Source organism: Legionella pneumophila subsp. fraseri, assembly GCF_000586315.1.
GTDB classification, from domain to species: domain Bacteria; phylum Pseudomonadota; class Gammaproteobacteria; order Legionellales; family Legionellaceae; genus Legionella; species Legionella pneumophila_B.
The window spans coordinates 1-13,760 of sequence record NZ_KK074226.1; the positions used below are offsets into that span (position 1 = coordinate 1).

Genomic DNA, 13,760 nt, shown 5'->3' on the forward strand with positions numbered 1-13,760 from the left:
ATGCCTAACGGAATTAGTGATCAAGTCCTCCGGAATACGCACCCCCAATCTCTTTGTTAAAAACATTTTTTGCCTTGACCTTGAGATTTTTCGTAAGCCCTGACTATTTAATTATGGCAAAACCCAGCAATTGTTCAAGTTTCATACATGAAAAGCCTTGAAACACTGAAAAGCCTCCACATCAGCTTACTTCATTTTTTCTATGCCAAAGACTGAATAGAATACAAAAAACCAGAGTTGCGATAACAATACCTAAAGCAATGAAAATCGGTATCTTGAACCAAGGAGCGATAAGCATCTTAAAGCCCACAAATACTAAAATAAAGGCAAGCCCATATTTGAGAAAATAAAAGCGTTTGTGCATGTTCACAAGTAGAAAATATAAAGCGCGTAACCCTAAGATTGCAAATATATTAGAAGTAAATACGATAAAAGGATCATTGGTTATGGCAAAGATTGCTGGAATGCTATCCACAGCAAAAATCAGATCACTGACCTCAATAAGAATCAGAACCATAAAAAGAGGGGTCACATAGACAAGTTGATTTTTCCTGAGAAAAAATCGCTCACCATGTAATTCCTCAGTAATCCGCAAATGGTTTCGCATCCATTGCAGTATGGGATTTTTTGCGAGCTCTGGTTTCTTATCAGCAAAAATAAACATCTTGATTCCCGTTATCATCAGGAAAAAACCAAAAATATAAAGAATCCAATGAAATTGATTAACTATCCATATCCCTAACAAAATAAGGATTAAACGCATAACAATAGCGCCAATAACGCCATAGATTAGAACTCGATGTTGATATTTGGCCGGTATTGCAAAATATTCAAAGAGAATAAGAAAAACAAAAATATTATCAAACGATAAAGACTTCTCTATCAGATAACCCGTAAAAAATTCAAGGGCTTTTTCATTGGCTACAGAATAGGTGAAATTCTCGATAAGATACCACCATAGAAGAAAATTGAAAATAATAGCTAAAGTAAACCATAATATGGTCCAGGATAAAGCCTCTTTCGTAGAAATACGATGCGCCTTTCTCCCACCAAACACAAACAAATCAACAAACAGCATAATGAGCACAAATGCTAAAAAACCCAACCACATCCACCACTCACTGATTGAAGTCATTGATTCCTACCATGTCTTTTCTATGGTTTTAATATTTCATCGATATGTTTTCATTATAGTCATAGTAATAGAAATTATGCGCTTCAAAAATATTTGTATTCATTTGAAAGAAATCTAGGGAGGAGGAGAAGAAGAAGGATCCAGAGTAGCTATCAATTGCATTACCCCCAACTCACCATTGGTTTTCCTGCCTACAGTTAATTGAAGATTCAGCAATTGGGAAACTCGCATGGTATCGTTTTTATAAGTTACTTTTAAGGGCAATGCTATAATCCAATGGTTCTCTCTGGTTTCAATGAACTCTGCTACCCCATTAACTTCACTAGTCATAGTGAGTCTTTGCATTTTAATTGCCTCGATATTCCCTGATTTCATCATAGCAGAATTAAACTCAACCCATCCATTTTCCGTGTAGCATGATTGCAGTCTACTTAGCTGAGACTCAATGGAAGTAAAATCAAAAGCAAAAGATTGTGTTGCGGCATATTCAACCCATCTTAAAATAATACTCTTGTCTGTTTTTATAGTTGCTGCAGGGATTTTATAGTGACAAGAAACCGTTTCTTTTGATTGTGATTGCTCAGGTTGTTTGAGTTGACTGTTCTGAGAATCGAGGAACAATTGAGGCGATAGCTGAAGAGAAGAAGATGCCAGTATCGATTTTAAAGATTGTAATACCCTATTAGAATCAACCCGCTTATTCTTAACCATCAAATTATTTATCATCTCTTGATCTAATGCTAAATTCACATCAAGGCGTTGAATTATTCTCTCATTGTCTTTTTGATAAACAACTTTTATAGGTAATTTAACATCCCATTGATTTTCTTTCACCTCTATAAACTGGGGCTCTCCTTCTATCTGAGCACTTAAAATCGGCTTTTGCTTATTGATTGCCTCAATATTATCTGATTTGTCTCTTATGGATTGTTTATATTGAGAAAAAGCACGCCATAAAGGCAAGGGATTAATTCGAGTAATCAATGAATTAAGTTGTAATTTAGAAGAATACAAACCGATCTGGCTTAACCAGTTTGGATAGAGTTTTCGACTTTTGTTGCCTAAATCACTCAGAGTGATCTTGTTATAATCAGAATCGTTAACAAGGGATCTCTGTTGAGATAAAGCAAAATATGGAGTTTTTGCAGATTCAGGCATATCAAATGATTGCATTCTCACAAGATTATGAGTGGGATTTAAGTTTGGCATTGGTTGAATAATTGCCACTCTTTGCGAAACCCTGTTACTCAAAGCAAGATTTCTTTTAGAATATTCTCCATGATTTGAAAATAAAGGCACAAAAAAGGAATCTGTTATTTTTCTTGCACTATCTAAACTGGCCTTTTTTCTCTCAGCCAGGATTATACCGATATTTTTAATTACTTCACCAGCTGGCGTCACCTTTTGAGCAAGTGGTGCCAAACGCGGAATAGCGATCATTTGCATAATTCCTAAACTATCTTTATTTTTCCAGCCTATGGTCAGATAAATATTAAGAAAATGAGTCACTCTTTTTTTATCATTTTCATAAATAACTTTTAAGGGTAATATAATTTTCCATCGATTATCCAAAGCTTCTATTATTTGAGCCTCCCCATCTCTATAGGCTTTTACTGCCAATTTCTCTGCTTTAATAGTTTCTATGTTATTTGACTTGCGTAAAGCATTTTGCAGTTGCCCCCATCCCTTTTCAGTATAACAAGAGTGTAATTGATTTAATTGGGATTCTATGGACGCAAAATTCAAATTAAAAGACAGAATAGTCGCATATTCAGCCCAATTTAAAATGATATCCGAATCAATATGAGAAATTTCAGGCGAGATTTTATAATCACAATCGATAATATTGTGATAGGTAATATCCTTTTTTTCAAAGGTTTCAGTTCGCGTTGCAGTATCTCTATTAACAACATCCTGAGAATAGGCTTTCATACTCAATAAAATAAGTAATACTCCATAGAATAGATGTTTTGACATAAAACAGATTCCTTATTCTGTATCTACAAATCCCTTACGAACGTGAAAACTTGTCGAATATTTTAATTTATTCTACTGTGTAATAGTTTGGTGGTAACTAGTTAATTTTTCAAATACTTTAATATTGTAATTGCAACATAACCGCAAAAATCATTATTCAGCTCTGGAAATTTTTTCTTTTTAGATTGAAAAAAACTGTCATTTTGCTACTTGAAATTTTGTCAATCGACCCTATTTAAACTTACAACAAACGTATGTTTTTTACAAATCAACTGTGAGACGTGGAGCAGCCTGTAAGGTGCTCGGGTAATATTAATCTTGGCCTCAAAGTTAAGGAGATATATTATGAACACTACCTCATTATCACTAACCCCGTTACTACGACATTCCGTTGGCTTTGAACGATTCAATGATTTGTTTGAATCAATGCGAAATGCCGATGATTCAACCTATGCCTATCCGGCCTATGACATTGAGAAACATGGAGAAGACAGCTACACGATCACAATGGCTGTTCCAGGATTTCAGGAGAGTGATCTGAATATCATGGTGCAAAATGATCAGTTAACGGTTAGCGGTCGCATTCAAGAAAAAAAAGACGAGGGGTCTGAATACTTACACCGAGGCATTATGACACGTGCCTTTGAACACACCTTTCGACTTGCAGATCATATGAAAGTAACTGGTGCACAAATAAAAAATGGACTATTGTCTATTAGCTTGATTCGTGAAATACCGGAAGAAGCGAAACCACGCATCATTCCAATTAAGAGTATTTCTGATCAAGAAAGCAGTAAAAAAGGTAAGACACTCGAACCGGAAAGCAAGAAAAAAATTTCCAATTAAAATAATGTGCCGGGGGATATGGAAAATCCGGCACGGGTTTTAGATGAAATGCCCAGATTTCTCCTGGCAATAATTGATTCAATGTTAACCAGATAAATCTAATAACAGCAATAACTCAATTGACTTAACCCAAATTTAATGGAGGTTACGACTATGGACATTAAAAAACTTGCTCCCTGGAATTGGTTTAAAGAGGAAGAAACTCAGAATAAGAGTGTACCGATTAGCAGCACCACTGGACAAAACTATATTTCTCCTCTGAGCCAACTGCATCAAGAAATAGACAGGATATTTGATAATGTCTTACGAAGCGTTGGGATTCCTAATCTGGATATAGACAAAACACTCCCTCAATCAGCCCAAAATCTGTTGCTTAAACCCTGTATCGATATTGCAGCAACGGATAAGGAATATACCATCACCGTGGAAGTGCCTGGCGTAGAAGAAGATCATATTAAATTAGAATTAAGCAATGACACCTTGATCATCAAAGGTGAAAAGAAACATGAGTCAGAAAAAAAAGACAAAAACATTTATAGAGTTGAACGTGCTTATGGCTCATTTCAACGCGTGTTATCACTTCCCGAAGATGCTAATCAAGAAGACATCAAGGCTCAGATTAAAAATGGGGTACTCACTATTACAATGCCACGTAAGGAGGTATCCAAACCCAAAGGTAAATTAATAGACATAAAAAAAGCAAGTTGATTTATTGCCAAAAATCTATGAGCAATGTGCGCCTTTAGCATCCTCTTTACCTCCGTAGTAAAGAGAGTTGCAAAGGAAAATTTAGAGTTGGATACAAAATCCACTCTGACCTCAGAGATTGCGGTATGTCATTGCAAATTATTAAATTAAGACGATGTTTTACAAAAAAATGACCAGATAAACTATACTTTCAATTTAGAAAGTACATTAGCATTACAGGAGCTTAAGCAAATCACTGAATATGAGGCCATTATGAAGCGCGGTTTATTTGTTCATCTCAAACATGACTTACCAGCATCGATTGTTGTTTTCTTTGTGGCTTTACCTTTATGTCTGGGCATAGCATTAGCTTCACATGCTCCTCTTTTTTCAGGAATTATTGCTGGTGTTATTGGTGGAGTAGTCGTAGGGTTTATCAGCGGCTCAGCGCTTGGAGTGAGCGGGCCAGCAGCAGGACTTGTAGCAATAGTCATTTCCTCTGTAGAGACATTAGGCAGCTGGGAAGCTTTTTTGTTAGCTGGTGTGATTGCTGGAATATTGCAATTAATTGCAGGTTTTCTGCGTGGTGGAATTATTGCTTACTATTTTCCCTCCTCCGTAATCAAAGGCATGCTCACAGGAATCGGTATCATTATTGTTTTAAAACAAATTCCTCACTTGTTAGGGCACGACGTCACGCCACTCCTAATGAGTATGGAAGATGGTGAGTTGGATATCAATGACATTAAAGATGCTCTGGGTGATATTAACCCTGAGGTTGTTCTTATCAGTGTTGTTTCTCTTTTAACCCTGATTTTTTGGGATAAAGTGCTGGTAAAAAAGCACAAACTGTTTGAAATGATACAAGGCCCCCTTGTCGTGGTCATCCTGGGAATTGCTTTGAACTTGTTTTATGAACACCGACTAACAAGTTTTTCCCTTGATCCATCGGAACTGGTTCAACTGCCGAAATTTAACAAAGCATCCGAATTATTTAATTATTTAACACTGCCTGATTTTTCGCTAATTACCAATTTGAAAATATACAAAATAGCAATCCTCATTGCCCTAATCGCCAGTTTGGAAACACTGCTCTGCGTAGAAGCTGTTGATAAACTGGATCCCTACAAGAGAGTAACGTCTACAGACCGTGAATTAAAAGCCCAGGGGGTAGGAAATATACTCTCTTGCTTGATTGGCGGACTACCGATTACACAGGTTATTGTGCGTAGTAGCGCCAATGTCGCTTTTGGAGCAAAATCCAAGCTGTCCGCCATTTTACATGGCTTATTACTTTTTATTTGTGTCATCAGCATACCAGAAATACTCAATGAAATTCCACTTGCATCATTAGCTAGCATCCTGATTCTCATAGGCTACAAACTGGCCAAACCCGCTTTATTCAAACAAATGTATAAAATGGGATGGGAACAGTTCGTACCATTTATGATTACAATTATTGGAATTATTTTTAGTGACTTGCTTTTCGGGATTACTTTAGGCTTTTCAGTAGCTATTTTTATTATCTTGCGCCATCACTTTCTTAATTCACATGATATTATTAAAATCCGTGGCAAAAACAAAACTCACTACTGTCTGAAACTGGCGGAAGAGGTAACTTTTTTAAATAAAGGAAGTATAATCAACGAATTAAAGAATATACCAGAAGGTGCAGAGGTAATTATTGATGGGTCTCGATCCAAAATTATTGATCATGATATTAAAGAAGTCTTTCAAAATTTCATTTTGAATTCAAAAACTAAAAATATTCAAGTTAAATTAATAGGAATTTAAATCATGTGGACTTTAACCAAAGAACAACAACAAGCAATTACTCCAGAGAAAGCTATTGAGCTCTTAAAAGAAGGCAATAAGCGTTTCGTTAGTAACCTTAAGTTAAATCGCAACTTGATCCAGCAAGTCAATGAAACATCTCAAGGGCAATTTCCATTTGCTGTTATTTTAAGTTGTATGGATTCACGCACTCCAGCAGAGCTGATTTTTGACCAAGGTCTTGGAGATATTTTCAGTATTCGCGTTGCTGGTAATATTTTAAATGATGATATTTTGGGCAGCATTGAATTTGCATGTCAGGTAGTAGGTGTCAAACTGATTGCTGTTGTAGGCCATACTCAATGTGGGGCAATTAAAGGAGCCTGTGATGGTGTAAAGCTGGGTAACCTGACGAATCTGCTGAATAAAATCAATCCAGTGATTCAGGAAGCTAAAAAACTGGATTCAAAACACGATGTTCATAGCCCAGAGTTTTTGAATTGCGTTACCAGTCTGAATGTAAAACATACCATGAATGAAATTACACAACGCAGTGACATCGTACATCAATTGCTTGATGAAAAAAGAATTGCACTGGTTGGTGGTTTATATCAGCTTGAGACAGGAGAAGTTCAATTTTTTGATGAGTGATTTCAAGACATCAATAACTTTCAATAATCAGTCCTTTTCAACAATGCCACTGTTTTGAGTCATGGATCAGTGCCTCAATGTTGAAGTATTCTTTAATGATCTGATTTTAGTTCAAGATGAAACAAATACAGGGGCTGCTCTCTTGCCGTTTTGATGTCTAAAGCTTTTACAAGAAATGGATGCGGACTTTAGGCTTGTAGTCCGCCTCCATGAATCAATGATATTTTTTATTCAGGTAATAAAACCAAAATAAAATTCCGAAATAGAGAAAAAGTGGCTTGATAATAAAATTAACAACTAATATAAAACGTAAAAAAAACTCATTAGACAACCACAAGACGCTGCACACAGACAGAAGTGGAAGCGTTGAATAATCAGAAGAAATATACAATATTACTGTTACTGTCTTAATCAAATAAATACCAACCAACATAACCAATAGAGCAATCAAATGCCGTAAGGAATATAAAACCGAGAAAAATGCATTCTTTTTTACAGGATAACTCATTTATGGTTACTCTTGTACCTTGTACCCTTGCTAACTTATAGAAAACATCTCACCCAGATTATTCTTCAATGCATTTTGATAAACTGCTTCAGCAACACTTAAATCCTGTATTGCCAAACCAACGGATTTAAACACCGTGAGTTTATCTTTATAGTCAGTATTCTTTTGTAACAACCATTGGCCAATTTCAATAATGGATTCCTTTTTTAAATGATTGTGCTCGATTGCGCTAATGATTTCACCTGATTCTGCCAAAACAGCGTCTAACTGATCAGCAATCACCACTGCCCGGCCTAAAACATCATCACCAATTTCCTTCATTGAAGGATGATGAGAGCCTATGGCATTAATATGGACATGTGGCGAAATGTCTCCAAAATGAATTAGTGGCTCTGTACTATTGGTTGCTGTACAAACAATATCGGCATCTTTCACTGCCAAGGCAACAGAAGAGCAAATTGTCATATCAAATTGATCTTCAAATTCTTTAGCAAATTTTTCGGCATTTTTAGTATTGCGCGACCAAACAAAAACCTGTTGTATATCTCGTACAGAAGCAACCGCCTCAAGTTGTGTTTTCGCTTGAGCACCTGACCCAATGATTGCGACCCGAGTTGCGCTATCGCCTGCAAAATATTGTGTTGCCAACCCTGAAACAGCGCCTGTTCTTAAGGAAGTGAGGTAAGCAGCATCCATTAATACTTTCGCTTCACCCGTCGTTGCGTCAAGCAACATAATAAAACCGGTGATAGTAGGCTTGTTTTTAGCCAAATTTTCAGGAAAAATGGATACTACTTTTAAGCCTAAGCTTTTTTCCTGGGCAAGATAACCTGGCATAGTCAACATTAATCCATTCTCTTCTTCAATGGCAACACCTGTTCTCAGGGGCAATTTCACCCTGTTATTTGCCAATTGAATAAAAGCACTTTCCAAAGCATTGATGGCTTGCTTCATTGTAATGCTCTGCTTCACGTCTGCTAAAGATAATATCCTGAGACTCATATCAATAAACCTTATACTTTATGTTAATTACGCTATGACTGAATACAATCACATCTTATGGTTTTAAATCAAATAAGGTATTTCCTGTTTTCATGTCAAAGGGAACAGAATAATGCTCATGAATAATTTTCCATTTTCCATTCATTTTGCGGTGTACCATTGTACCTCGCATCCACCCTCCTTGTGTTTCACCCTTTTCGTTAGTTCCTCCGCAATAAGTCAAATAACAGGAAACCGCCAAATTGCCATCTACCACGGTTTCTAATTCATGCACTTCAAATACTGTCGACCCCGGACAGAATGAAAGGCAGGTTTCCCAATGCCTTCTATAATCATCAACTCCCTTAAACTGAAGCTGGGAAACCGCATCAAAAGAACGAATATCTGGTGCATAGTGAGACATAATTTTATTGATGTCTTTGTCACGTGCCGCATTGGCGTAATCTTCAATGAGCTTATGAATTATTGCCACCTCATTTTCCTTATGAGCATTAGAGTTCATGGTTATCTCCTGTAATTGGCTTCTTTACAAGTCTTATTGTAGCAAATCCAGCAAAAAATCTAATGAATTGTTGACCTATAACAGAAACTGCTGATTTTTCAACTCAAGCCAGTTGAAACGTCAAGCAACCCAAGTATAGTCCAAATTATCCACTATGATTAATTACAATAGCAGCAAGCTACATTCTTGAAGACAACTGATTAATAATGGTAAAGTCAATTCTTATAAAATCAGCCTAAAAGTTTCATGATTAAAATAATTCGGGAAATGCCAGGCGGAGTTGCTGCACTTTGCTTAATCCAGGCATTTTCGACTTTTTCATACGCTGTTCAATATTCTTCACTCGCACTTTTTATTACCAAACAACTTGGAATTGAAAATTCATCAGCCAATAGCATAGTGGGCCTATTTTTAAGTTTTAGTTATATTTTTCAACTAATCGGCGGTGTCATCGGGAGTCGTTTTATAAGTAACAGACTGCTATTTATTACAACTATTCTTATTCAAAACATGGGGTTATTCTTTTTAGCCCAAGCACACCCCTCCACGCTTAATATCGGCTTAAGTTTGTTTATGGTAGGTTCAGGTTTGAATGTTACTTCCAGCAACAGCATGCTTACTCAATGTTTTTTACCGCAGGATGATCGCAGAGAAAGCGCATTTTTTCTCAGTTATGCTGGCATGAATATCGGTTATTGCGTAGGCTATATAGCCTGCGGTTTTTTTGATTACTCCAACCAGTATCAATATTTGTTCTATGCAAGCATCCTGACCAATTCCATTGCTTTATTGATTATTATAAAAAATTGGGCATACCTTGGCGATAAAAAGTCACCATCATCCAATCTCAATCAACAAAACCGGTTTTTCATAAAAAATATTCTGGCAATAGCATTCATTACGCTTCTTATTCCCTTTATGTGGGTATGTTTTGAATTTGCAAACTTTAGTAATGGATTGGTAATAATTACCTGTTTATTCATGTTTCTTATCATCTTTATCCTGGGACTAAAACAAAAATCCTCTTCCGATAGGAAAAAAATGATGGCCTATTTGATTTTGGCAATCAGTTCGGTTTTATTTTGGATGATTTATCTAACTGGGCCAATGGGCGTGACTCTTTTTGTCAAAAATAATGTGGATAAACATCTTTTCACATTTGAATTGGCTACTCAATGGATAAAAAACATTAATCCCGTGGTCATTATTTTAGGAGCGCCAATGATGGCCATGCTTGTTAATAAATTAAAAGCCAAAGGTTTTCGCGTCTCTGTTCCCATACAATTTTCTTGTTCCTTCGTGTTTTTAGCCTTGTCCTTTTTATGTCTTATATCTGGAATTATTTGTTCAAATTCCTATGGGTACATCAGCGTATACTGGATTATAAGCCATCATATTTTGCAGGGAATATCTGAGTTGCTTCTTGGCCCCGTTGGTTATGCATTAATTGGAAGAATAGCTCCCCCAAATTTACAAGGGATTTTAATGGGTACCTGGATGTTGGTTACCGGTGTCGCAGCCTCTTTTTCCCAGTATTTCTCCAATGCCATGGTGCAATCAGAATCTGTAGACCCCCTAATTACAAATCAGGATTTTCTAACTGTATTTAAGCAATTGGGACTTTGGTCTTTACTCTGCGCTATCTTGTTATATTTTGTTTCAGGCAAATTAACCCGGATAATAAATGGTACACAAGACAATAAGCCTGTTAATGAGAGCAAGGTTCTTCCAATACCTCACTCCAACTAATCTTTTAATAATCCAAAGTATAGCTTTGCTCATCAGTTTCTTCCAAACGAGCAGAAACATCCATGTAAATTTTTGGATTGTACTGATACAAACGCAAGAATATACTTTGGGAAAATTTTTCCTTTGCCTGTTTCCGCCTGTCATCCTCTTGAATAGAACATACTTCATCAAGCAGCGACCAAAACTCGGCGTAATCCAAATGCTTTACTTCACTTGCTGACAAACTTTTTATATGTTCGTCTACTTTGCCCGCATAGTCACTAATTCGCTGGAGCAAAAGCACATGGCTATTCATAAGCTGCGTATCAAGTGGTGTTAATACATTGTACGACAGGGCTAAAAGCTTATAAAGTTCATTATAAAACACAGCCAAACCCAGGGTATTCTTATCAATCTCAAAGGATAAAATAGTATCTCGAATCTCACATAATCCATTTAAAAAATCGGGAGGAATCTCTGGCTGAGGCGTAATTTCTTTTAACCAGAGTGGAGTTTTTTTCCATTGCGTAATTTGATTGCAAACTAATTGTTTCTCTTTTAACTGGTTTTTAATTTCCTCAAATTTTTCTCTATTAATAGTTAGCATGTTTTTTCTCTTATGAACAATGCAAGCCATACCCAAGAAATTTGGGTATGGCTTCCAGAATTGGGAATATTTGATAAAACTTAAGTTTTTTTCAGGCCAAATGATATATTATTTAACAACTAACATCAAAAAAAGATATCATGATTTTTATTTGACATAAGAGAGTAAACAATCATAAAAAGATTATCGGCATTGAATCCGATTTAAAGCAAAGCAGATTACAACTGCATTCCCATTTTAGGATCTTCTCTTTCAGGCATTTTAAAGCTGGTGAACTCTTCTTTTGACGCCTTGAAGTCACCGCCTTGGTAAACACTTCCATTCCCATTGTATAGTTTTCCATCGCCATTAGAGTAAGCGAGCACTTTATTGGTTGCCCCATCGATAACTATAAAAGATCTGTTTTTCCCAGCCTGATCTTTAAAGAAGTTACCCGCTGCTTCCTGAGACGGGAAAGTTAAATGAGTTTTTCCGTCTTTCGTTTCAGGTTCTTTATACCAACTTTCCTTACTATAAAGCTTTTTGTAGTCTTCAATAATAGGATCAATATCCTTACCCTTCACATCAACTTCTTTTACAGGACCTCTTTTCTTTAATTCTTCTTCCATTTGCTGGCTGGTCATCTGCAAAAATTCCATATACTTTCTCTCAAGCTTTATTCTTTCTTGCATATCTTTCTCATTTAAAACTTGCAAGTCTTCCTGTTTTTTCTTTAATTCAAGTAATCTCTCAAGATCTTTCTGGTTGGTACTCATTCTGGATATCTCCTCGTACTTGTTGAACTAATTTTAGTCTAAAAATTTATTAAAAATTGTTTTGCGTTCATTTTTTTTACAGATTCCTTACAATTACAGGCTGTTCCATTCACCTCAATAGAACATGGATTTTTAACCTTTGACACAAATGACCGGAATTAATTTGGCAACTTTTTTTGCCAAGCCTGACATTTCAGCGGCATCAACAATAGAATGAACGTCTTTATAAGCTCCGGGAGCTTCCTCAGCAACCCCACGGTATGACCCACTGCGAATTAAAATCCCTTGTTGAGCCAATTTATCTACTATATCTTTCCCGTTCCATTTCTTCATGGCCTGATGACGACTCATAGCGCGACCTGCTCCATGACATGCCGAGCTAAAAGATTTTTGCTCAGAACCTTTGACGCCTGCTAATACATAGGAACTTGTTCCCATACTCCCTCCAATAATCACAGGTTGGCCTATATGAGAAACAGCTTTAGGTAGTTGTGGATGACCTGGACCCAAGGCACGAGTTGCACCTTTTCGATGAACAAACAAGCGCTTTTTCTTGCCATCTACCTCATGAAATTCTTCTTTACAAGTATTGTGAGAAACATCATAGATAAGATCAATCTGAGTGCCAGGTAAAATATCCTGAAACACATTGCGCATAAAATGGGTGATGATTTCTCTGTTGGCCAAAGCACAATTAATTCCAGCTCTCATTGCACCCATGTAATTTTCTCCTAGTTTTGAATGAATAGGAGCACAAGCCAATTCCCTATCCGCCAGCTTGATACCATAATGTTGTGACTCAATAACCATGGAACGGAGGTAATCTGTACCAATTTGATGACCCAATCCTCTGGAACCGCAATGGATACTCACTACAATATCTCCTTCATTCAAATTTAAAGCAGTCGCTGTATCGGAACAGTAGATTTGCCTAACTTCCTGTACCTCCAGATAATGATTACCTGAACCCAAGGTGCCCATTTCATTTTTCTGGCGCTTTTTAGCTTGCTCAGAGACACAATCAGGGATAGCTCCTTCGACACAACCACGATCTTCGATACGCTCTAAATCAGCAGCTTCACCATATCCTTGTTTTACTGCCCATTGTGCGCCCCCCCGCATCATATCATCGAGCTGTTTTATCGTTAAATGAATGCCGCTTCTACTGCCTACTCCCGCTGGAATATGTGCAAATAAAGCATCTGCAAGGCTGGCTTTGACAGACTCCAATTCATCTCGCTTCAATCCGGTCGATAAGAGCCTTACCCCGCATGAAATGTCAAAACCAACACCTCCTGCTGAAATGACCCCTCCCTCATCCGGATCAAAAGCAGCGACACCGCCAATCGGAAAACCATAACCCCAATGCGCGTCAGGCATCGCATAAGCGGCAGAAACAATTCCTGGCAAGGTAGCAACATTAGATAACTGTTCGTAAACCTTCATATCCATATCAAGGATCAGTTGTTCTGACGCAAAAATAACTCCTGGCACCAACATCTTTCCATGTTGAGGTATTTGCCATTCAAAATCGTTTATTTTTTTCAAGAGGCTTAAATCCATCACTGTTCACCACATTAATTCCTGTT

General features: G+C 36.9%; 12 protein-coding genes. 5 read left to right on the forward strand and 7 right to left on the reverse strand.

Translation table 11 applies throughout. The annotated features are described in order from the left end of the window. Positions 1-181: 181 nt before the first annotated feature. Both CC34_RS0112575 and CC34_RS0112580 read right to left on the reverse strand, forming a co-directional pair. The gene (locus CC34_RS0112575) at positions 182-1,135 is read right to left on the reverse strand and encodes a TerC family protein (protein ID WP_027227232.1); all 954 of its coding nucleotides are present in this window, start codon (positions 1,133-1,135) and stop codon (positions 182-184) included. A gap of 114 nt (positions 1,136-1,249) precedes the next feature. Then, positions 1,250-3,112 carry a DotI/IcmL family type IV secretion protein gene (locus CC34_RS0112580; protein WP_027227233.1) on the reverse strand — a complete coding sequence of 621 codons (1,863 nt, stop codon included), beginning with the start codon at positions 3,110-3,112 and terminating at the stop codon, positions 1,250-1,252. A 345-nt stretch (positions 3,113-3,457) separates the two neighbouring features. On the opposite strand from CC34_RS0112580, the gene CC34_RS0112585 reads away from it, so the two are divergent. From CC34_RS0112585 to CC34_RS0112600, 4 genes are all read left to right on the forward strand, one after another. Next, positions 3,458-3,958: an Hsp20 family protein gene (locus tag CC34_RS0112585; RefSeq protein ID WP_027227234.1), complete on the forward strand. Its 501-nt coding sequence runs from the start codon at positions 3,458-3,460 to the stop codon at positions 3,956-3,958. A 153-nt stretch (positions 3,959-4,111) separates the two neighbouring features. Then, positions 4,112-4,666, forward strand: a complete 555-nt coding sequence (locus tag CC34_RS0112590) for an Hsp20/alpha crystallin family protein (RefSeq protein ID WP_027227235.1) — start codon at positions 4,112-4,114, stop codon at positions 4,664-4,666. Positions 4,667-4,918: 252 nt separating this feature from the next. Further along, positions 4,919-6,439 (forward strand): SulP family inorganic anion transporter, encoded by a 1,521-nt coding sequence (locus tag CC34_RS0112595; protein ID WP_027227236.1) that lies wholly within the window; start codon positions 4,919-4,921, stop codon positions 6,437-6,439. Between the two features lie 3 nt (positions 6,440-6,442). Beyond that, complete coding sequence (locus tag CC34_RS0112600; protein ID WP_027227237.1) at positions 6,443-7,069, forward strand: carbonic anhydrase family protein; 627 nt, start codon at positions 6,443-6,445, stop codon at positions 7,067-7,069. Between the two features lie 538 nt (positions 7,070-7,607). Here the strand turns inward: CC34_RS0112600 and CC34_RS0112610 are convergent. Together CC34_RS0112610 and CC34_RS0112615 are read right to left on the reverse strand one after the other, a co-directional pair. Further along, complete coding sequence (locus tag CC34_RS0112610; protein WP_027227239.1) at positions 7,608-8,579, reverse strand: ornithine cyclodeaminase family protein; 972 nt, start codon at positions 8,577-8,579, stop codon at positions 7,608-7,610. Positions 8,580-8,634: 55 nt separating this feature from the next. After that, positions 8,635-9,081, reverse strand: a complete 447-nt coding sequence (locus CC34_RS0112615) for a YybH family protein (RefSeq protein WP_027227240.1) — start codon at positions 9,079-9,081, stop codon at positions 8,635-8,637. Positions 9,082-9,327: 246 nt separating this feature from the next. Here CC34_RS0112615 and CC34_RS0112620 point away from each other — a divergent pair, with 246 nt between their 5' ends. Further along, entirely contained in the window at positions 9,328-10,830 is a 1,503-nt protein-coding gene (locus CC34_RS0112620; RefSeq protein WP_028379604.1) for a peptide MFS transporter, read from the forward strand. Between the two features lie 4 nt (positions 10,831-10,834). Here the strand turns inward: CC34_RS0112620 and CC34_RS0112625 are convergent, their stop codons facing one another. From CC34_RS0112625 to CC34_RS0112635, 3 genes are all read right to left on the reverse strand, one after another. Further along, entirely contained in the window at positions 10,835-11,416 is a 582-nt protein-coding gene (locus tag CC34_RS0112625) for a hypothetical protein (RefSeq protein ID WP_027227242.1), read from the reverse strand. A gap of 218 nt (positions 11,417-11,634) precedes the next feature. Continuing rightward, positions 11,635-12,171, reverse strand: coding sequence for a hypothetical protein (locus CC34_RS0112630; RefSeq protein ID WP_027227243.1), 537 nt, complete (start codon positions 12,169-12,171; stop codon positions 11,635-11,637). A 132-nt stretch (positions 12,172-12,303) separates the two neighbouring features. Beyond that, complete coding sequence (locus tag CC34_RS0112635) at positions 12,304-13,734, reverse strand: RtcB family protein (protein ID WP_028379605.1); 1,431 nt, start codon at positions 13,732-13,734, stop codon at positions 12,304-12,306. Positions 13,735-13,760 lie beyond the last annotated feature (26 nt).